A 20,208-nucleotide genomic window follows, 5' to 3' on the forward strand; every position below is an offset into this window, starting at 1 on the left:
TTTACCCGACAACCACCGTCCGAGTTAGAGCATTAATGCCCCCCACTCGCCGCGAGGTCGCCGCTTGAAAGCCGCCGTCATCAAAAAATACCGCCTGATCATCAAGACCATGGGCTATGTGGGCTGGGCCCTGTTCTGGCTACTGCTCTGGGATATTGCCGTCACCGTGGACTTCATGCTGTTTCTGGAAAACAAGATCACCCTGCCGCTGATGCCGCTGACATTGCTCGGCTCGGCGTTGGTGGTGCTGATCAGTTTTCGCAACAGCAGTGCCTACAATCGCTGGTGGGAGGCGCGCACGTTGTGGGGGGCAATGGTCAATAACTCCCGCAGCTTTGCGCGGCAAGTCCTGACGCTGGTGGATGACCCGGATAACGAAGTCAACCCGATGAAATCAACCCTGCTGCGCCGTCACGTGGCATATGTGAATTGCCTGGCGGCGCATCTGCGGGGCCAGCCATGCCCGCCCGAATTACAGGCGTTTATTCCCGCCGGGGAGTTCGCGCGCAGTGGTTCTACCAATAACTTCGCCAACGATATCCTCAACGGTTCCGCGGCGCTGTTGGCCCAGGAATACAAGGCCGGGCATCTGGACAGCATTCGCCTGTCGCGGCTGGAGACGACCCTGGTCGATCTGTCCAACAGCCAGGGCGGCATGGAGCGGATTGCGAATACGCCGCTGCCCTACCCTTACGTGTATTTTCCACGGCTGTTTATTTCGCTGTTCTGCCTGATTGTGCCGGTGGGGCTGGTCGAGTCCCTGGGCTGGTACACCCCGCTGGCCTCGACGGTGGTGGGCTTCATGCTGCTGGCCATCGAACGCATCGGCACCGATCTGCAAAGCCCGTTTCGCGACAGCGAGCACCAGATCCAGATGGAAGCCTTGTGCGAAACCATAGAGAAAAACCTGCACTCCATGCAGCGCGATTCCCTGGGCGGCGAACGCCTCCACCACCCCAGCCCGGCGGTGATTTAACAAAAATGCGGCGAGTGGTGAATTATTTCGTGTCCTGATGTATCTGAACCAAGAGCACGTGCCATTAGAACAATGGCATCGACAGCCATCAGGGACAGAGTAATTCGTATGAAATCAAGCAAGAAAACCGTCAATCCGATCGGACTGGACGACATCATCATTGTCGACGACGCCAAGATGCGCAAAGCGATTACCGCCGCCGCACTGGGCAATGCCATGGAATGGTTCGACTTCGGCGTTTACGGCTTCGTCGCCTATGTGCTGGGCAAGGTGTTCTTCCCCGGCGCCTCGCCCAGCGTGCAGATGATTGCCGCGCTGGCGACCTTCTCGGTACCGTTCCTGATCCGTCCTTTGGGTGGCCTGTTCTTCGGCGCCTTGGGCGACAAATATGGCCGGCAGAAAGTCCTGGCCGCCACCATCGTCATCATGTCCCTGAGCACCTTCGCCATCGGGCTGATTCCGTCCTATGACACGATTGGTATCTGGGCGCCGATCCTGCTGTTGCTGGCGAAGATGGCCCAAGGCTTCTCGGTGGGCGGCGAATACACCGGCGCCTCGATCTTCGTCGCCGAGTATGCCCCGGACCGCAAACGCGGCTTCCTCGGCAGCTGGCTGGACTTCGGCTCCATCGCCGGGTTTGTCCTGGGTGCCGGCCTGGTGGTGTTGATTTCCGCCGTGATCGGCGAGCAGCAGTTCGAATCGTGGGGCTGGCGCCTGCCGTTCTTCCTCGCCCTGCCCCTGGGCATGATCGGCCTCTACTTGCGTAACGCACTCGAAGAGACCCCGGCCTTCCAGCAACACGTGGAAAAACTCGAACAGGGCGACCGCGAAGGCCTGGCGCGCGGCCCGAAAGTGTCGTTCAGAGAAGTCGCGACCAAGCACTGGCGCAGCCTGATGACCTGCATCGGCGTGGTGGCCGTGACCAACGTCACTTACTACATGCTGCTCACCTACATGCCGAGCTACCTCGCGCACAACCTGCACTACAGCGAAAACCATGGGGTGCTGATCATCATCGCGATCATGGTCGGCATGTTGTTCGTGCAGCCCCTGATCGGCTTCTTGAGCGACAAGATTGGCCGCCGCCCCTTCATCCTCTTCGGCAGTATCGCGCTGTTCTGCCTGGCCATTCCGGCCTTCATGCTGATCAACAGCGGCAAGCTGGGGCTGATTTTCTCGGGGCTATTGATCATCGCCGTGGTGCTCAACTTCTTCATCGGCGTGATGGCCTCGACCCTGCCGGCGATGTTCCCCACGCACATCCGCTACAGCGCCCTGGCCAGTGCGTTCAACGTGTCGGTGCTGATCGCGGGCCTGACCCCGACCCTGGTGGCCTGGCTGGTGGAGAGCACCAACAACCTGTACATGCCGGCGTACTACCTGATGGTGATCGCCATCGTGGGCCTGGTGACCGGCTTCACCATGAAAGAAACCGCCAACATGCCCTTGCGCGGCGCGGCCCCGGCAGCCTCCGACCTTGAGGAAGCGAAAGAACTGCTGCAAGAGCATGAAGACAATATCGAACAGAAGATCGAAGACATCGACGCGCAGATCGCCGAACTGGAAGCCAAGCGCAAGAACCTGGTGCAACAGCATCCGCGCATTGAGTGACATCCGGTCAACCCGCACGTGTTCTATCGGCAATGGTGCGTTGGCTGGGGCGGCGGGCGTAGGCGCGCGTTTAATCACACCAGGTGAATTGAACGCACGCCTACTTCATACAACGAACTGCTCACTCAATGCGTGATGGCTTCACATTCAGTGCGCTGGTCGCTGTTGGAGATCGAGTTGCAATTGCTTCTGCCTCCGCCTGCCTTGGCATTGCAGTAAGCGCGCTGGTCACTGTCGCTGATGCTGTTGCAATTGCTGCGGCCGCCGCCCGATTCTGCGTCGCAGGTGGCGCGCAGGGCGGAGCCGGAGATCGAGTTGCAATTACTGCTGCCTCCACCAGCCTTGGCATTGCAGTAAGCGCGTTGGTCACTGTCGCTGATGCTGTTGCAATTGCTGCGGCCGCCGCCGCTTTCTGCATTGCAGGTGGCGCGCAGGTCGGAGTTGGAAATCGAATTGCATTTGCTGCTGTCTCTATCCGCCCTGGCATCGCAGTAAGCACGCTGATCACTGTCACTTAGGCTGTTGCAGCCGGCAAAGGCATAACCGCTAAGCATCAACAGCATCGCAACAATAATTCTCATCACTCTCTTCCCTGGTTTTCCGGGAAACAGCCCGGCACTGTCTGGCTCTGTAGGACGCGCGCTGCAAGGCGCATGTCAAATTGACACTACTGTTTAGAATAGTTCCCTTACTGCGGACGAAGTAGCCATGTGGAAGCAATCACACGACTTGATTGCGACCATTTCGCTTGGCTTGATAGTCCGCATCATCGGCACGCACCACCAGGTTTTCCACCGTGTCGTCCGCACCGGAAGCCAAGCGCAAAAACCTGGTGCAACAGCATCCGCGCATCGACTGACAGGCCGATCGGTCGTCAGCCCTGACGACCGATCAGCTCACTCGCCAACAACGCCGCCAACCCCATTGGCTTGGCAAAGTAATACCCCTGGGCCTGCCCCGCGCCCATTTCGCGCAGCAGGTCCAGGGTCGCTTGATCCTCAACCCCTTCCGCCACCACGCTCAAATCCAGCGATTCGGCCATGCGCACGATCGCCCGCACGATTGCGCGGCTGCGGGGGCTGGCGGTCAGTTCGAGGATGAACGACTTGTCGATCTTCAAGCCGCTGAAGCGGTATTGGTGCACGTAGCTCAGGGATGAAAACCCGGCGCCGAAGTCATCCAGCACCACCGACATGCCGTTGTCGGCCAACTGCTGCATGGTCAGCCGGGCAATCGCCGGTTCGGCCACCAGCGCGCCTTCGGTCAATTCCAGGCAGATCCGCGACGGCGCGACCCCGTGCCGCGCCAACAGGGCCAGCACGTCACTGGCGAAGTCCGGGCGGGTCATGCTGTAGCTGGAGCAGTTGAGGTGCACTGGCGGCCAATTCGCGTGTTGGGGTTGGGCGAGGATCAGGGCGACGCTGGTGAGCATGTACAGGTCCAGGCGACCGATCAGGCGCAAGCCCTCGACATCCGGCAGAAACTCGCCCGGCGCGATCACTCGGCCACCCGGTTGATGCCAGCGGATCAGCGCTTCGAGGGCCACCAGTTCGCCGGTGTCGACGCTGACAATCGGCTGGAAATACGGCAGCAGTTCGTCGGTGCGTTTGAGCGCATTGCGCAGCGCGCCTTCGCGTTCGACCTGGTCCGAGACTTCCCGGCGCACTTCCTGGTTGAACACCGCGTAGCTGTCGCGCCCTGCACTTTTGACCCGATACATCGCCGCATCGGCATCGCGCAGCAGGTCGGCGGGTTCGTGGTGGAACTGGCTGTCGGCGCTGACAATGCCGATGCTGCAGGACGAAAACACCTGATGGCCGTTGATCACAAACGGCAGGTCGAACGCCACCAGGATCCGTTCGGCGATGTCGACCACCACCTCCAGCGGCGCTTCGGGTGCGAGCACAGAAAACTCATCGCCCCCCAGGCGCGCGAGCATGTCGGTGTCGCGCAGGCAACCGCGCAGACGCTGGGCGGCCTGCATCAGCAGCAGGTCGCCAAAATGGTGGCCGAGGCTGTCGTTGACCATTTTGAAACGGTCGAGGTCGATGAACATCACCGCCAGATGCCCGCCGTCGCTGCCGAATTGCGACCAGGCCAGGTTGAGGCGCTGTTGCAAGTAGGTGCGATTCGGCAGCCCGGTCAGCGCATCGTGGGAGTTTTCGTGTTGCAGCTTGGCATTGGCGTGATCGAGTTCACGGGTGCGGTTCTGTACCCGGGCTTCGAGCTTGAGGTTGGCGGCATGGATCGCCTCGGCGGCGGTGCGGCGCGACAACGCAGTGTCGATGTGCCGCGAGACGAACGTCAGCAGTTCCTGGTCCCGCAAGGTATAGCGCACGTTCGAGGTGTAGCTTTGTACTGCCAGCACACCGCGCACCACATCGCCATCGAACAGCGGAATGCCCAGCCAGGAATAGGCTTGGTAATACACATCGGCGACTTCGATTTCGCCTTCTGCGGTCAATCGTTCGGCTTCGTCGACGTCAATCAGACATGCCCGGCGCTGACGGATAACGTACTCGGTCAAGCCCCGACTCCCGCGCCGAGCTTCCGGGCGAACCGTCTGGCGCTCATCGACGTAATACGGGAAGGTCACTTCACTGGTGCCGTCGTCGAACAGCGCGATGTAGAAGTTCTGCGCGAACAGCAAATCACCGACGATGCCATGCAAGGTTTGGAACAGCTCGGCCATGTCACCGGGCTGGCTCGACAGTTCGGCGATTTGGAACAGCGCGCTCTGCAGATGTTCGGCGCGCTCGCGGTCGGCCACTTCCTGGCGCAAGGCGTCGTTGAGCTCCGAGAGCTCCAGGGTACGCCGCATTACCGTTTCTTCCAGATCGGCGCGGTGCAGGATCCGGTCCAGCGCCATGGCCACGTGGCGGGCCACCACCAGGAACAGCGCGCGGTCTTCAGCGCTGTAGATCCGGGACACGTCGTAGACCTGCATCGCCAGCATGCCAAACACGTCGTCCGAAGCGTTTTTCAACGGCGCACCCATCCAGAACTCCGGACAGTCGCCCACGCAGTAGAAGCGACCTTCGGCCGCCGCCGCGTGAATGCCGGCGGCGTCGATCAGCAACGGTTGGCCCGAGGTCAACACCTGGGCGGTCAGCGACAAGTGCGCAGGGTCGAGGTATTCGTAGTTCTCGGATTCCAGGGCTTCGACATCGATGATGTCGACGTAGTACGGGTATTCCATCTTGCCGGTGTGCGGGTCATACAGCGCGAGATAGAAGTTCTCGGCGTCGATCAGGCTGGCCAGCAACTGGTGAACCCCCACCAGGAACACGGCGCGGTCGCGGGTCGAACTGGCCAGGTAGGTGATTTCATACAGCACGCGTTGGGTAATCTGCGCACGGGCCAGGGTGTCGGTCTGCACCTGAATGCCCAGGCGCAGGGCAAACTCGGCGAGCGCTGGTTGCGCGGCATCGCTGATGGGTGCGAGTAGCCAACCGAGCTCACTTTCGCCGCGACCGGTCGGCCAGCGGTGCAACTGCCGACTCCGGCAAAAGGCTTCGAACTCGTCATTGGCCACGCTGGACGGCCACTGCACCTGCGGATCGCCCTGCCCGACCAGATGCAGTTGTTCACCGGCGCGATAGACCACCCACGCGGTGGTGTGGGCCCAGTTGCGCGCCGAGTCCAGCAAGTGTTCGATGGTGTCCCTGTTGCCAGCGTAAGCCATGCCGACTGTTTCCAGATTCCCTTTCAGTTGGGATGCGATAACGCCGCAATCGTTCGATTGCGCTGGGAAGTCAGTCAATGGGCGAAAACTCATCAGCGTTCCCTGAGCCAGAAACTGGCGATACTTAATTATTGTTTGCTAGCACTGCGCCAGTGATCTTCCCGTTTAAAGCTTATGGCCGTTTTTTTCAATAGCTTTATCGCTTTAGTGCCAACCAAGGCACGGCCTCAAGCCCAAGTAGCGGTCGCTGGGATTTGACATGCACGGCGTTGCTCGCCAGAGTCGCGCCCCGATCCGGCCAAAGGTGCCGGGCGTTCGTGGTGAAAAGGGGTTGCAGTTGAACGAACAGACATTGTCCATGCGCCTGGAGCGCGTGGCGGCACATGTGCCCGCCGGCGCGCGCCTGGCCGACATCGGCTCGGATCACGGCTACCTGCCAGTGGCGTTGATGCGCCGTGGCGCCATCGTGGCGGCGGTGGCCGGCGAGGTGGCATTGACGCCGTTCCGCTCGGCCGAACGCACGGTGCGCGAGAGCGGCCTGGAACAACAGATCAGCGTGCGCCTGGCCAGTGGCCTGGCGGCGATCGAGCCGGAAGACGGGATCACGGCGGTCAGCATCTGCGGCATGGGCGGCGAGACGATCCGCGACATCCTCGACCACGGCAAGGCGCGCCTGAACGGCCAGGAGCGCCTGATCCTGCAACCCAACGGCGGCGAGCAGCCGCTGCGCCAATGGCTGATGGACAACGGCTACCGCATCTTCTGCGAGGAGTTGCTGCGGGAGAACCGCTTCTACTACGAAATCATCGTCGCCGAGCGCGCCGGGCCGGTGATGTACAGCGACGAGCAGCTGTACTTCGGACCGCTGCAAATGCAGGCGCGCAGCCCGGCGTTCCTGGCCAAGTGGCAGCGCATACTGCGAGAGAAGCATAAGACCCTGGACAACTTCGCCCGGGCGCGGCAGGCCGTGCCCGAGGAGAAACTGCAAGAGATCGCCCGGCAGGCCCGGTGGATCACCGAGCTGCTCGGGGCGTAGTGCATCAGGCGATCAAGAGCGCCCGACGGAACCGCTCACCGGTAGACTCCCGAGCAATTTGAGCCCGGTGCTTTTCACGAAGGTGTCGTAGTCCATCGGTTTCTGGATGCGGGTTTCAGCGTTGGGCAGCACGTAGGCCCAGGCCCGCTGGGACGAGGTGTCGTATACCAGCTTGAACAGGCGCGTCGGCACCCAGACCTTGTTGGCGCCGATGGTGCCGTGGCCGTCGTCAAACAGCGGGCCGGTGAAGACGAACAAATTGCCATCGGCGCGCTTGGCAAACTTGCGCACATCCGCCTCGACCTTGCTCCAGATCTTCCGGTTGTTGGTGGGGTCCTGTGGCACCATGTTCGACAACGCGAAGGACTGGGCCATGGCATTCGGACTCGGTGCATCGGCGGCCGGAGATTGATGCCCACGGTCCACAGCCGGATGCTGGCTGCGGTAGTCGCTCAACTCGGCGCGCCCACTCTTGGGAATGCGTGGGTCCGGGTAAAACTGATTGGTGCGTTCCTCGCCTTTGGCGTCCCGTAACTGGGCGGCATTCAGGCGTTCGACCACTAACAGCGGCGTGCGGCTGGTTTGCGAGTACAGCACCGCGAAGTTGTCGGAACACAGGACCATCGGTTTCATGGTGGCAGGCACGGTGGCGGTGCTGATCGGCTTCGCGGCCGGGAACAGGTCTGCGCAACCGTCAAACGAGGGCTGTTTCTGTTTGTTCGAATAGAGGTCCAGGGCGGCGTTCTGGTTGATCGAGCCCGAGTGCGACGTTTGATGCTGGGTTTGCGGCTTGAGCAGATCCAGCAGACTGCGCGCTTCGGCGCCGGTGGAGAGCAAAACAAGGGCCGACAGCCCAACTGCAATTTTGCGTAGGTGCATGCTTTAATTCTTCGAATGGGATTGAGGGGCAAACACAAGGCGAGTTCCGTTGACGGAACCAAGTGGCGGCGGTGGCGGATTATAGTGCGGGGAGCATGCGTTCACTTTCCTTGATCAAAATACCGATGCGCAGTATGACCACTGACGGTCGTGGGGGTTTATGGACCGTGATAAATCACTTTAGTGCTGGGCACTTTTACATTCTATCTGCGCGTTCCATCGTCCTAACGACACCCAGTAGCCCTTTGAAATCGCCCATCTGTTATCGAGGTAATGGTGCCCCACTCTTCCGAACAATCTGCTGACGAAAAAAGCCTGCCGCGATTATTGCTCGATCTGCTGTGGCAACTCGCCGTGCTGCTGATCCCGATTTTCCTCGTGACAGTCATCCCGTTGTTGTGGGCCCTCGGTGTCGTGCTGGCGTGTGCGGCCCTGATGTGGCTGGCGTCGTGGGCGGGTTGGCTACGCGCCGGCCGAGGGCTTGCCCGGTTCATGACCTCCGCCGCCATCGGCCTGGGCTTTAACCTGGGCCGGGCGTTGCCGGCGTACTGGGACATCGCGGGAGCCGCCGTGGTGATGTTTGCCGGGCTGGCCTGTGTCAGTCATCTGGAGCGACGTTTGGGCTTTGCCGAGCCGACAAAGGCGAAGGCCAGGTCGACACCCCTGGCGTCGGGCCAGTCTTGCGGCGGCGCCAGTGCCTGGGGCGGCGGCGAGCCTCAACAGACACCCGAGGGTGAGCCCATCCGCGTGTTCAACTACAGCGAAATCGCCATGGGCGGCCCCGTCCTGTGCGATTACCTGTTCCCCGATGGCGTGCTGCTCCAGAGTCTTGGGTCGTCGGCGCGTTTTTCCAATGACGGGCGTTACTTCGCCGCGCCTTTGCCCTCGCGCCAGGCCTGGGGTTTGGTGATTCTGGATCGGCAGGAGCGTGTGCTCTACCAATGTGCCTGCGATGAATTCTGGGAACTGGATGCCTTTAACGACGGCACCCTGACTGGGCGTTACAGCCCTTTGGTCGACAACGGCGGGCGGGCGATCAGCCTGGAGCAACTGCTGGCCACGGCTGAGCGGATCAGCCTGGTGCCGGTGGCCGACCTCTGGCTAGAACCGGGAACCTGGCAACACAACCTGGCGCGCGAAACGCTCCACCATACGTCCCCCGATGGCCAGCAACGTCTGGACGCGAGTGCGGCCGTGCCCGCCAGTCTGCGCGACTTGCCGCAACCCTGCGACCCGCTGAGGTACCCGCAATACCGCGTGAGTCTCAACGGCGAGCTCACGTCGCTGCTGATCATGGCCGACACCGCCATCATCTGGCATCCCGATAGTCGCTCGTTCGCGTGCCATGCGCGGATGGGTGCCGAGCAAGCCCTCGATTACTGGCTCTGGCACGTGGACCGAGGCTGGCAAGCACTGCCCTGCCCGTGGATACCCGCTGACAACGAACCCTCCCTGGGCTGGAGCGAACCGCTGGAACTGGACGACCACTGCCTGCGGTTGTCGTCCTACTTCGACTACCCGCAGCCTGATCACGGTCGTTATGGTTACGGCTTGTACAGCATTCACAGTGACTGTGAGACGCAGGTGGGCCACGCGCCGAACGGCCGGATGCAAGTCGCGGAGCGACAACTGACTCGCGTGCAGTTAGCTGTGCCGCTGGCGGGTGATGGACAGCGTGGCGCGACGAAGGTCGAGTCCGCGCCCTTGAGCGGTAAAACCCGCGCTCAATTCAGTTGGCAGCAAGACAACGGCCTGGGCCTCGGCGGCTATGGCTGTCGGATTGGCGACTGGGATTTGCCGGGGGTTTGGCAACTCGATCATCGGGTGTGCGACACCGGACGCTACATCGCCTTGATCCCGTTCACCCAGCCCCCCGCCACTGCCGGTCATGTGGTGGTGGCCGACGCCCAGGAACGCCGGTTGCTGAACAGCCCCGCGCTGATGGTCGCCCGGGTGTTGGACTTCCGTGGACCGACACTCAGCGTGGCGGTGATTCGCGGTCGCCTCGATCAGGATTCGCAAAGCACGCCGTTGCAGCGCTTCGACCAATCGCCTCCTCCGGCGGACGAAGGCGCAGCCTTCTGTGAGCATCGACCGGACTCGCGACTTTACTATGAGTGGTGCGAGCTGAATGTCACCCCGCAAGGCCTGACCGCCCTCCCCGACTGGCGTCTGGTCAATCAGCCACAGTCTGCCACCGCCGATGGCAACTTCATCCAGCCCGCACCGACGGACAAGGATGCCGCCTGGCTGTTCGGCTGTGAAACCGAATACGCCGACAGCTGGCTGCGCGTCCAGAGCCCACGCCTGGGCGGGCATTTGCTGACGGCCTCCGGTTGCGCCATCAGCCATCTCGCGCCCTCGATGATCTGGTCCGAAGACGCCCGTTATCTGGCCCTGACTCGCCTGCACACCGACGCCGACGACGACCACGACGGTCGACTGGCATGGCAGGTTCTGCTGCTGGATGTCCAGGCGCGAACCCTGAGGCAATCGACACAGCGGTTGCACAACCGTCCGCAGTTTGAAAGTTTTAAAGCGGAGGTCTTGAAGGTGCGGCTATTCCAGCGCGACTGGGAAGCCGAGGATGACAAAGACCGAGGCTCGATCAACGTGATGAAGTTGAGCGATCTGCTGGCACTCCCCGCCGAAGCCCTGTGCCCGTACGCGGGACTCTGGCTGACGGAAGATCAACTGGCGGAGGCTGACGCGTGGCGTGCCTTGGATGCGTCGGCGTTGAGTGATTGGCGGCAGGCAGGTTCCAGCCAATGAAATGGCTAGCGTCATGTTATTTCCGACGCGCAGCAGGTTCTTTCCGGTTGACGCGTTAACCTTTCGCCGATTGCAGCCGATGCCTCTAACTTAGGGCATTGGAGCAATACAGATGAGAAACAATCAACCAGTTACGCAGCGCGAGGTTGCCCTTGGACCTCAACAAAAACTCATCTCCACCACGGATGCACGAGGCGTCATCACGTACTGCAATGACGCCTTCGTCGAGATCAGCGGTTTCAACAAGACAGACCTGATCGGCGCCCCGCAAAACATTGTGCGTCACCCCGATGTACCGTCGGCGATCTTTGCCCATATGTGGGGCGCGCTGAAGCAGGGCAAGCCATGGATGGGCATCGTCAAGAATCGCTCGAAAAACGGCGACCACTACTGGGTCAACGCCTACGTCACGCCGGTTTTCGAAGGCAGCCAGGTCGTGGGTTATGAGTCGGTCCGGGTCAAGCCGACCGCCGAACAGATCCGTCGCGCCGAAGCGCTCTACAAACGGATCAACCTCGGCAAGTCCGCCGTCCCGGCCAGTGATCAATGGCAGCCTGCCGTATTCGCCTGGCTTCCGGTGGTGACCATGGGCCTGGTGGGTGCGCTGGGTGGCGTGTACCTCGGCATGACGGAGGCGATCATCCTCGCGGTCGGGGTTTCAGTGCCGCTCGGGCTCTGGGTGTCGAGTCGCCAAAATCGTGGGGCGTTGCATCTGCTGGCGATGGCTGAAGCCTCCACCTCCGATGCGGTGCTGGCCAAAATGTACAGCGATGAACGCGGCCCTCAGGCACGCCTCGAAACGGCATTTGTCAGCCAGGCATCGCGGCTCAAGACCTGCCTCACCCGGCTGCAAGATACCGCTGAGCAACTGACCAGCCTGGCTGGCCGATCCGATGGCCTGGCCGCTGACAGCGCTCGTGGGCTGGACCGCCAACGCGTCGAGACCGAACAGGTGTCGACAGCGGTCAATCAAATGGCCGCCACCACACAAGAAGTCGCCAGCCATGTACAACGCACCGCCGACGCCACCCAGGAAGCCAATGTGCTGACCGGGCGTGGCCGCGATGTGGCCCGTGATACCCGCGAAGCCATTCAGCGCCTCTCGGTGGTGGTCGGTGAGACCGGGCTGACGGTCGCGCAACTGGCCAAGGACAGCAATGAAATCGGCACGGTGGTCGACGTGATCAAAGGCATCGCCGATCAAACCAACCTGCTGGCACTGAACGCCGCCATCGAAGCCGCACGTGCGGGTGACATGGGTCGAGGCTTCGCCGTCGTCGCCGATGAAGTGCGTCAGTTGGCACAACGCACGACAGAGTCCACGACGCAGATCCATAGTCTGATTTCCAAGCTGCAGGTTTCGTCGAACAACGCGGTGAAGACCATGGAAAGCGGCCACCGACAGGCCGAAGAAGGCGTGGCGTGGGTGCTGGAGGCCGACAAGGCGCTGGTCGGTATCAGTGAAGCCGTGGCGAACATCACCGACATGACCACCCAGATCGCCGCCGCGACGGAAGAGCAAACAGCGGTGGCCGAGGAAATCAGTCGCAACATCACCACCATCGCGACGCTGGCGGATCAAACGTCGGAACAGGCCAGGCATTCGGCTGAATTGAGTAAGGAACTGACTCAGACCGCTAAAACCCAGTATTCGCTGGTTGAGCGGTTTAACCGGTAGTTCTTTAGGCCAACACTGGAATTGTGGCGAGGGAGCTCCCTCGCCACAGGTTTTATGTTCGCCGTACCCTTTCCTTAACTTAAAGCCATGACGTCCTTGGCAGGCTATTAGTCTCTCGATGCTTCGCTCATTTGCGCCGCACCGCCACGCACTTGATCTCCACCAACAACCCCGGATGGGCCAACTCGCTGACGCCGATGCACGTCCAGGCGCAGTGTCCTTTGGGGAACATCCGATTTTTCACGTCCCGAAACACCGCCATATGCCTGGACATGTCCACGTGGTAAGTGGTCATGTCCACCACATCCTCAAACGTGCACCCGCCCGCCTCCAGCACTTGCGCGAGGTTTTCCCAGGCGCTGATGAACTGCTGCTCGGGATCCTCGATTACTTGCAAGTCAGGCGTGCGCCCCACTTGGCCGGCGCAGAACAACGTGTCGCCGACCTTGACCGCCGGGGCGTAACCCGCGCGTTCGACGATGGGGCGCATGGCCTCGGGAATGATGATTTCACGCTCAGACATTGCTGGGTCTCCGGTAGGTTATTTGACCAGCCGCTTTTCCTTGGAAGGTCGGTAGCCAAAGTACGAGCTGTAGCATTTGCTGAAATGACTCGGCGACACAAAACCGCAGGCCACCAGCACGTCGACCTGGGACAGTTCGGTGTGTTGCAGCAAACGCCGCGCTTCGGTGATGCGCAGTTCCATGTAATAGCGTTGCGGCGTGGTGCCCAGTTGTTCCTTGAACAGCCGCTCCAGTTGGCGGCGGGAACGGCCGGCGTACACCGCCAGTTGCTCCAGCTCCAACGGCTCTTCGAGGTTGGCATCCATCAGCTTCACCACCTCACGCAACGGCGCGCTCACGCAGATGTTTTCCGTCGGTTTGATCCGCCGGTAGCGCGACTCTTCGAACGCCAGAATGTCTTCGATACCCTCGACAAGAGCTTTGTCGTACAAGCCTTTGATCCAGTCCAGCGCCATGTGGAAGGCGCCGGAAGGACTGGACGCGGTGAGCCGGTCGCGATCAATCACAAAGGGCTCGCTGGTGACCTGCGCGGCCTTGGCAATTTCCGCCAATGCCGGGCGATGTTCCGGGTGGATGGCGCAGCGATAACCGTCGAGCAAACCTGCGGCGCCGAGAAACCATGCACCGTTCCACAATCCGGCCAGCATCACGTCATGGTCGGCTGCGGTTTTGAGCAAGTGGATCAGTTCATCGTTGGCTTTGAGTTCGGTGCGGTAGCCGCCGCAGATGACCAGCAGGTCCAGGTCTTGAATCGCAGCAGCGTCGAACCGGGCATCGGGCCGAATAACCAGGCCCAGATCGCTGACGACCTCGCCTTCGTTCAAGCCGAATGTGCGGGAAGTGAACAACTTCGGTCGCAGCAGATTCGCGGTGATGATCGTATCCAGCGCCTGGGTAAACGCGGGTAGCGAGAAATGCTCGAGCAGCAAAAAACCGGCGCGAACCGATTGGCTGGTCTCGCTGGGTTGCTCATTCAGATAGCGAAGGTTTTTCCCCTTCATGCCTCCGCTGAATTGGCGTCGTTCGATCAAGGTCTGGGTCACTCGTTGTTATTAGCGAACAGGTGCGTTGATAAAGGCCATGCTAACCTCCAGCCGCATAAAAAGCCCTTCCCTCTTCGTCATTATGTGACTGATCAGTTCAACAAAAGGAGTTGGCGACATGGACGTTATCAATCAGATGCAGCCCGCCGAGTGTGCAGACATGGTGGACATCCGACGCGAAATCGATGCCCTCGATCAGGCCGTTATCAAGTTGTTGGGCAGGCGTTTCAACTATGTGCTGGCGGCGTCGAAGTTCAAGACATCCGCGACCTCGGTACGTGCCCCGGAGCGATTCAAAGCCATGCTGGAAACACGTCGGGAATGGGCCGCTGCCGAAGGCCTGAGCCCGGATGCCATTGAAAAGATGTACAGCGATTTGGTGCACCACTTCATTGCCGAAGAAATGAAGCATTGGGCGGCGCATCAATCGGAGACATGATTCGGCCGTCAAAAGCACCTGTAGGAGCGAGGCTTGCCCGCGAAGAACGATAACGCGGTATGCCAGACCTGACGCCTTCCCCGTAGGAGCAAAGCTTGCCCGCGATGAACGATGACGCGGTGTGTCAGGTCCGACGCCATCGCGAGCAAGCTTTGCTCCTACAGGTGTCGGGCCTGATTTGCGTTGTAGGAGCGAGGCTTGCCCGCGAAAAACGATGACGCGGCGTGTCAGACCTGACGCCATCGCGAGCAAGCTTTGCTCCTACAGGTGGTGGCGAGATTGCGTTTACAGGTCGGTGATTTCCTTATGCTGCGGCACCAGCGCTTTCATCACGCTCCACGCCACCAGGTAAGCCAATGCGCAGATGGCGAACATGATCATGTAACCGGTGTGAATGTCGTTGATCGATTTGTAGTAGTCGAACACCCAGCCGCCGATCTTGGTCATCACCACACCGCCCAAACCGCCGGCCATGCCGCCGATTCCCACCACCGAGGCCACGGTTTTTTGCGGAAACATGTCGGACACGGTGGTGAAGATGTTGCACGACCACGCCTGGTGCGCCGAGGCGCCCACACCGATCAGCAACACCGGCACCCAGAAACTGATGTAGCCGAACGGCTGCGCCAGCAACACCACCAGCGGGAACAGCGCGATCACCAGCATGGCTTTCATGCGACCGTCGTACGGCTTGTCGCCGCGCGCCATGAAGTAGCTCGGGAACCAGCCGCCGCCGATGCTGCCGACCATGGTCATGCTGTACAGCACGGCCAGCGGGACCACGATGTCCGGGCCTTTCATGCCGTATTGCGCCGACAGGTAGGTCGGCAGCCAGAACAGGAAGAACCACCACACGCCATCGGTCATGAACTTGCCAAAGGCAAACGCCCAGGTCTGACGGTAGGTCAGCAACTTGAACCAAGAGACTTTCTTGACCACTTCACCCGGTGTGGCAATCACTTGCACCGGTTCATCGCTGCGGATGTAAGCCAGTTCCGCCGCCGACAGGCGTTTTTGCTGCTCCGGTTTCTGGTACAGCGTGATCCACACCGCCACCCAAACGAAGCCCAGCATACCGATGACGATAAACGCCGCTTCCCAGCCCCACAGGCCAGCAATCAACGGCACGCAGATCGGCGCCAGGATCGCGCCGACGTTGGCACCGGAGTTGAAGATGCCGGTGGCGAATGAGCGTTCTTTTTTCGGGAAATATTCGGCGGTGGCCTTGATCGCGATCGGGAAGTTACCCGCCTCGCCAATCGCCAGCACTGCCCGGGACAGCATGAAACCGGCAATCGAAACCGGAATGACCGCCAGGCCGAATGCGCTGCACACCGCCGCGATCCCCTCGCCCATCGGTACTGCAAACGCATGCATGATCGCGCCCGTCGACCAGATGCCGATGGCCACTACAAACGCGGTTTTGGTGCCGATCTTGTCGACCACACGACCGGCGAACAGCATGGAAATCGCATAGACAAACTGGAACACCGACGCAATGTTGGCGTAATCGGTATTACTCCAGCCAAATTCCGTCGACAGGCCCGGCGCCAGCAGGCTGAGCACCTGGCGGTCGAGGTAGTTGACGGTAGTCGCAAAGAACAACAGCGCGCAGATCGTCCAGCGGTATTTGCCTACGGCTTGGCCGACACGTTGCGCATTGATGGGCTCGTTCAGATTCATGGCATCACTTTATTATTGGATTAGGGTGATGAACTCTCGACAACCTTGTGAGAGTGCAGGTGCACGCTCTCCATGCCCGGCGGCTGGAGTTGGACCTGGGCACTGCTATGAGGCGTTGGGCGGGACGGTTGTTTGGGAGGGACCGGCTGCGTTAAGGCAAACAGTCAGGATCGAACCATGGGGAGCGGCATTCGGGGAGGCGAGAACGCAGGTTGGATTCATGATGGGGTCGACACTCTTTTTTATTTTTAGGGTTCAACAGCCGAGCTATCGTCTGTCGTCGTACAACTGCGCCTTTTATATCGAGGCCGATACCCGGCTGTCAATCTGAAAGATGGCCGTTCGTCATGACACAGTCCATTCGATTTTCAAGGAATACGATGGATGCAGGCGAGATCAGCAGGGTAATGTCATGGGCGAGTGGCCGATGGAAGGGGAAATGTCGTTGTACGACAACGTCAGCAGAACTCACAGCCTGCAATATTCATCAATGGATCGAGAATTGGCGCGAGGCTCCACATGGCTGAAGGGTCTGTCCGCCGGTCATTACCATTGAACTCTCGCGCCATGGACACCGTCCAGCGCGTCCTGAAACCCGCAATCTTCCCTTCAGAAATCAATAAGTAACAACGACCGAAAATGCTTTGAATTTTTTTCTGACGCCACCACTCCTTTATCTATGAGCATATGGAGGGGGCCTCATGAAGACTGGACTGTACATCATCGAATACAAGCTTCACGGACAGACGAAGTCCTTCATCATCCGCGCGCAGACCATGAGCAATGCCCAGGCCTGGCATTGGGCGAGTTGTGATGCGGGGATCGCGCCGATACCGAAACCCGGACGGCCGCCGCTCAAGGTCGTGTCCAAGCCCATGGCAGAAAAATACGGACTGACCGAGGTCAAGTGGAAGGAATCGGCGACGTTGAACTGGGCGCAGGTATCGACGTGAGGCCGGCGCTGGCGCTGTCCAGGCAACCTGGTTGCCGTTCAGATGATCCGAACGCTGTCTTTTCGCAGAGAACAGGGCGACACCCTGCTGCTGCCCCACGATCCGTCATCGTTGACCATCACCGCTTCCCAGGGACCTGCGTCGCTCGTGATCTGCCGGTTCTGGTTCGATGCCAGCAGCTTCCAGGCCATGCTGTTCGCATTGCCGTGGCTGATCCACATCAAGCATCAGCCGCGCCTACAAGGCGTATTTCGGACGCTCGCTACGGGACGACAACAGCCAAGAGCACGTTTGAAGGCAGCAATCCTTGTATTGATCTGCCAGAGCTTTCGCTCAAGGCTGCTTGCGATACATCCCCGTCAGCATGTCCTGGGAATCCGGCGCGGCGTTGTAGTTGATCACCGCAAAGTTTTTCACCAGTTGGAGGTGATACGGGCCATGTAGTTTGGACGCTTGCGGCTCGCGCACGATGATCAGGTTGTCGGCTTCCATCGGTACGATGTGATGCTCGGTCGCGATGTCCTTCAAGGTTGCGGCGTCTTTCAAGGTCACGGTAAATTCCGCCACTTCTCGGCCCTGGGCATCGCGGTCGGGCAGGATGTTCAAGTCCAGGTCGCCATCACGCCCGAGGAAGTCCCGGCGCATTTGGTAATGGCCGCTGCGCTGGTCGCGCTCGACTTCGCTGAGTTTGGTGTATTCCGGTTCACGCTGTTCATAGTGCAGCTGAATCGCCAGTTCGCGGTCGTCCCCCTTGGCGCCGCTGACCCAAGTGCCGATGTAGTTGTAGGGTTTGACCTTTTCCTGGGTAAGGCGCCAGATGCCCGTCTGACGACCCTCGTCGGTGTATTCGAGAAGGCCGAAGTGGGTGTCGCTGGAGTCTTCCCGACCCCCCACCAGTTTGATCGGTTCGCCATTGCCGCCCTTGGTGTAGCGCACTTCGCCGATGATCACCTCGCCCTGCTGCTGGTACCAGAGTTCTACCGGGATCTTGCCATTGAGGGTCCCGGCGAGCATCTGTGGATCGTCGTTGACCGGTCCTTCCAGGCTCGGTTGTTCGTGCCACTGGCCGTCCTTCCATTCGCCGGTGGTACGCAGCATATAGCCACCAGGCATGCTGGAGTTTTCGCCAAACTCGGTCGCTGGCACGTCTTCCTGGGTGTACGTAGAAAGCTGCGCCAGCTCGCCGTCGTGCATTTTCCATTTCGTAAAGCGCATCCAGCAGCAGCCCCGGTCGGTTTGCGTATGCAGAATGCCGTCCTGCGGAGTGACCGAGAACATCCCGCCGCTGACGCCTTTCGCCATGTCGGTCAGCGCACGGTTGAGGACCCACTGGTTTTGCTGCGGGTCCTGCAGATAGATGTCGAACTGCGCCTCGTAGTCCTTTTCGGGATGGGTGCCGTTGCGAATCGCCAGATCCTGATGGCCATCGGAGTCGAAGTCGGCGAAGTACAACAAGCCTCCATTGCCGAGCAACTCGGGATCGGCTTTGCCGTCGCGTTCCCTGGGCACATTGCCGGCCTGGGTCTGCAATTGCTGCAGGGTTTGGAGGGTGTTTTTGTCGCGCACCGTGATGAGCGCTGGCATCAGTTGACGCGGTTCGCTCGGCGGCTCGGGGAACAGCACGTCGACCAGGTATTTCCCAGTCGGATCGTTGACCGCAAACGACAGCGGTTCGGCCACGGCCGGGGCCGCTAGGACCATGGAAAAGAGCACACCACTGACGAGCGAACGCATACAACGCTTCCTTGCGGTAAATTCGGGGCCGCCGTGTAGCGGCAAACGGGGGGGTTATCGAAAAAGTGGCCAGCCTTGAACCGGCGATTCACTCATCGGCATTGCAATCGACATCGCCTGCGCCCATGTGATCGAAGCCAGTCAACATCACCAACGTCAGCCCGTTGGAGGAGTCAGCCTGGACACTGGTGTCCATGATGTTTTCCGGCAAGGCCCCCTGCTCCGCTTCGGATAACGAATAGGCTTCGGCACGCGGCAACTTGAACGCCCTTCGGACCTCGACCTCGTTGAACGTGCCCTTGAGCACGAGCGTGACCTGTTGCAACTCCCCATGCTCCCAGCTCAGTTCCACGTCCTTCGCGAGCGGGTGAACCCGGGCAGCCAGGCGTGCGGGAAACTCGGGGCCTTCTGCGTAGGCCGCAGCGTTGGTGCACGGATCGCCCTGATTTTCGTAGCCTTTCAAGGCGCAGTTGAAGCGCTTGTCACGATGCCCCAGCGTCTTCTCCAGGTAGCAACCAAACTCGCTGGAAGACAGGCGCGGCCATGCCAATACGTCGACGCTGGCTGGCGGCAGGTCCGCAGCCAAGGCTTGATGGCTACAGGTAAACACTACGATGAAGGCGCACAACAAACGTAAAAGTGTCGCTGGCCGAGGGGATATGGAGGTCTTGAGCGAAGGGATAACCACGTTATTGCACCCTGCCTTTTTGAAGTAAGGGCCGTGATCAAAGAAATAACGCGGCGACTTCAGACGTTCCCAAATAACTGCGTGGCGCCTACTTCGAAAGTAGATGCCACGTGCATCAGTTCTACGCAGTGCGCTTAGTGCGCATTAAGCAGCGCGAAGACAGCAATCAATGCCCACAACACCGACACATATTGCATAGGCACAAAGAACAACGTGTTTTTCTTGCGAAAGACGACTTCGCCACCGGTGGCTGGATCAATGTAGGTTTTGCCCGGCTGGTTATTCAGTTTGTGGCCAACGAAGGCGTTGACGGCCGCGCCCACCAACAGACCGAAACCCAGACCGAACCCGCCGAAGAGCCCTACAAAAGGAATCATGCAGACCAACGGGATAATGATCGAAAGAACGCCCCATCCTTGCCAAATAATAAACATCACTCTTCCCTGATTCATTTTTGAGGCGCGCAATCTAACAACAAACAGTGGGCGCAGCAACAAATTGAAACAG

General features: G+C 60.2%; 17 protein-coding genes. 7 read left to right on the forward strand and 10 right to left on the reverse strand.

Features of this window, described 5'->3' with window-relative positions:
* The first annotated feature begins 64 nt into the window (after window positions 1-64).
* Both FQ192_RS17915 and proP read left to right on the forward strand, forming a co-directional pair.
* Window positions 65-976, forward strand: a complete 912-nt coding sequence (locus FQ192_RS17915) for a bestrophin family protein (protein ID WP_149659759.1) — start codon at window positions 65-67, stop codon at window positions 974-976.
* Between the two features lie 108 nt (window positions 977-1,084).
* A complete protein-coding gene (gene proP, locus FQ192_RS17920; protein WP_149659760.1) occupies window positions 1,085-2,587 on the forward strand; it encodes a glycine betaine/L-proline transporter ProP in 1,503 nt (500 codons plus the stop codon).
* Window positions 2,588-2,712: 125 nt separating this feature from the next.
* On the opposite strand, the gene FQ192_RS17925 is transcribed toward proP, so the two are convergent.
* Window positions 2,713-3,168 (reverse strand): hypothetical protein, encoded by a 456-nt coding sequence (locus tag FQ192_RS17925; RefSeq protein ID WP_149659761.1) that lies wholly within the window; start codon window positions 3,166-3,168, stop codon window positions 2,713-2,715.
* Between the two features lie 293 nt (window positions 3,169-3,461).
* A complete protein-coding gene (locus tag FQ192_RS17930) occupies window positions 3,462-6,365 on the reverse strand; it encodes an EAL domain-containing protein (protein ID WP_149659762.1) in 2,904 nt (967 codons plus the stop codon).
* Between the two features lie 244 nt (window positions 6,366-6,609).
* Between FQ192_RS17930 and FQ192_RS17935 the strand changes: the two genes are divergently transcribed.
* The gene (locus FQ192_RS17935; protein WP_306108895.1) at window positions 6,610-7,308 is read left to right on the forward strand and encodes a tRNA (adenine(22)-N(1))-methyltransferase TrmK; all 699 of its coding nucleotides are present in this window, start codon (window positions 6,610-6,612) and stop codon (window positions 7,306-7,308) included.
* Between the two features lie 12 nt (window positions 7,309-7,320).
* Here the strand turns inward: FQ192_RS17935 and FQ192_RS17940 are convergent, their stop codons facing one another.
* The gene (locus tag FQ192_RS17940; RefSeq protein ID WP_149659764.1) at window positions 7,321-8,187 is read right to left on the reverse strand and encodes a DNA/RNA non-specific endonuclease; all 867 of its coding nucleotides are present in this window, start codon (window positions 8,185-8,187) and stop codon (window positions 7,321-7,323) included.
* Window positions 8,188-8,460: 273 nt separating this feature from the next.
* On the opposite strand from FQ192_RS17940, the gene FQ192_RS17945 reads away from it, so the two are divergent.
* A complete protein-coding gene (locus FQ192_RS17945) occupies window positions 8,461-10,959 on the forward strand; it encodes a hypothetical protein (protein WP_149659765.1) in 2,499 nt (832 codons plus the stop codon).
* A 112-nt stretch (window positions 10,960-11,071) separates the two neighbouring features.
* Window positions 11,072-12,637 (forward strand): PAS domain-containing methyl-accepting chemotaxis protein, encoded by a 1,566-nt coding sequence (locus tag FQ192_RS17950; protein ID WP_149659766.1) that lies wholly within the window; start codon window positions 11,072-11,074, stop codon window positions 12,635-12,637.
* 127 nt (window positions 12,638-12,764) lie between these two features.
* On the opposite strand, the gene FQ192_RS17955 is transcribed toward FQ192_RS17950, so the two are convergent.
* Both FQ192_RS17955 and FQ192_RS17960 read right to left on the reverse strand, forming a co-directional pair.
* Window positions 12,765-13,160, reverse strand: coding sequence for a RidA family protein (locus FQ192_RS17955; protein WP_149659767.1), 396 nt, complete (start codon window positions 13,158-13,160; stop codon window positions 12,765-12,767).
* Between the two features lie 18 nt (window positions 13,161-13,178).
* Entirely contained in the window at window positions 13,179-14,192 is a 1,014-nt protein-coding gene (locus FQ192_RS17960) for a GlxA family transcriptional regulator (protein ID WP_178129154.1), read from the reverse strand.
* A 130-nt stretch (window positions 14,193-14,322) separates the two neighbouring features.
* Between FQ192_RS17960 and FQ192_RS17965 the strand changes: the two genes are divergently transcribed.
* Entirely contained in the window at window positions 14,323-14,643 is a 321-nt protein-coding gene (locus FQ192_RS17965; protein WP_149659769.1) for an isochorismate lyase, read from the forward strand.
* A gap of 285 nt (window positions 14,644-14,928) precedes the next feature.
* Here the strand turns inward: FQ192_RS17965 and FQ192_RS17970 are convergent, their stop codons facing one another.
* A complete protein-coding gene (locus tag FQ192_RS17970; protein WP_149659770.1) occupies window positions 14,929-16,326 on the reverse strand; it encodes an MFS transporter in 1,398 nt (465 codons plus the stop codon).
* Window positions 16,327-17,027: 701 nt separating this feature from the next.
* Between FQ192_RS17970 and FQ192_RS17975 the strand changes: the two genes are divergently transcribed.
* A complete protein-coding gene (locus FQ192_RS17975; RefSeq protein ID WP_149659771.1) occupies window positions 17,028-17,279 on the forward strand; it encodes a DUF6555 family protein in 252 nt (83 codons plus the stop codon).
* Window positions 17,280-17,317: 38 nt separating this feature from the next.
* Here the strand turns inward: FQ192_RS17975 and FQ192_RS34060 are convergent, their stop codons facing one another.
* From FQ192_RS34060 to FQ192_RS17995, 4 genes are all read right to left on the reverse strand, one after another.
* Window positions 17,318-17,470, reverse strand: coding sequence for a hypothetical protein (locus tag FQ192_RS34060; protein WP_178129155.1), 153 nt, complete (start codon window positions 17,468-17,470; stop codon window positions 17,318-17,320).
* Window positions 17,471-17,612: 142 nt separating this feature from the next.
* Window positions 17,613-19,013: a hypothetical protein gene (locus FQ192_RS17985; protein ID WP_149659773.1), complete on the reverse strand. Its 1,401-nt coding sequence runs from the start codon at window positions 19,011-19,013 to the stop codon at window positions 17,613-17,615.
* Between the two features lie 88 nt (window positions 19,014-19,101).
* Window positions 19,102-19,599: a hypothetical protein gene (locus FQ192_RS17990; protein WP_149659774.1), complete on the reverse strand. Its 498-nt coding sequence runs from the start codon at window positions 19,597-19,599 to the stop codon at window positions 19,102-19,104.
* A 236-nt stretch (window positions 19,600-19,835) separates the two neighbouring features.
* Window positions 19,836-20,135, reverse strand: coding sequence for a hypothetical protein (locus FQ192_RS17995; RefSeq protein WP_149659775.1), 300 nt, complete (start codon window positions 20,133-20,135; stop codon window positions 19,836-19,838).
* Between the last annotated feature and the right edge of the window lie 73 nt (window positions 20,136-20,208).

It is taken from the genome of Pseudomonas sp. ANT_J12 (assembly GCF_008370045.1).
GTDB lineage: Bacteria > Pseudomonadota > Gammaproteobacteria > Pseudomonadales > Pseudomonadaceae > Aquipseudomonas.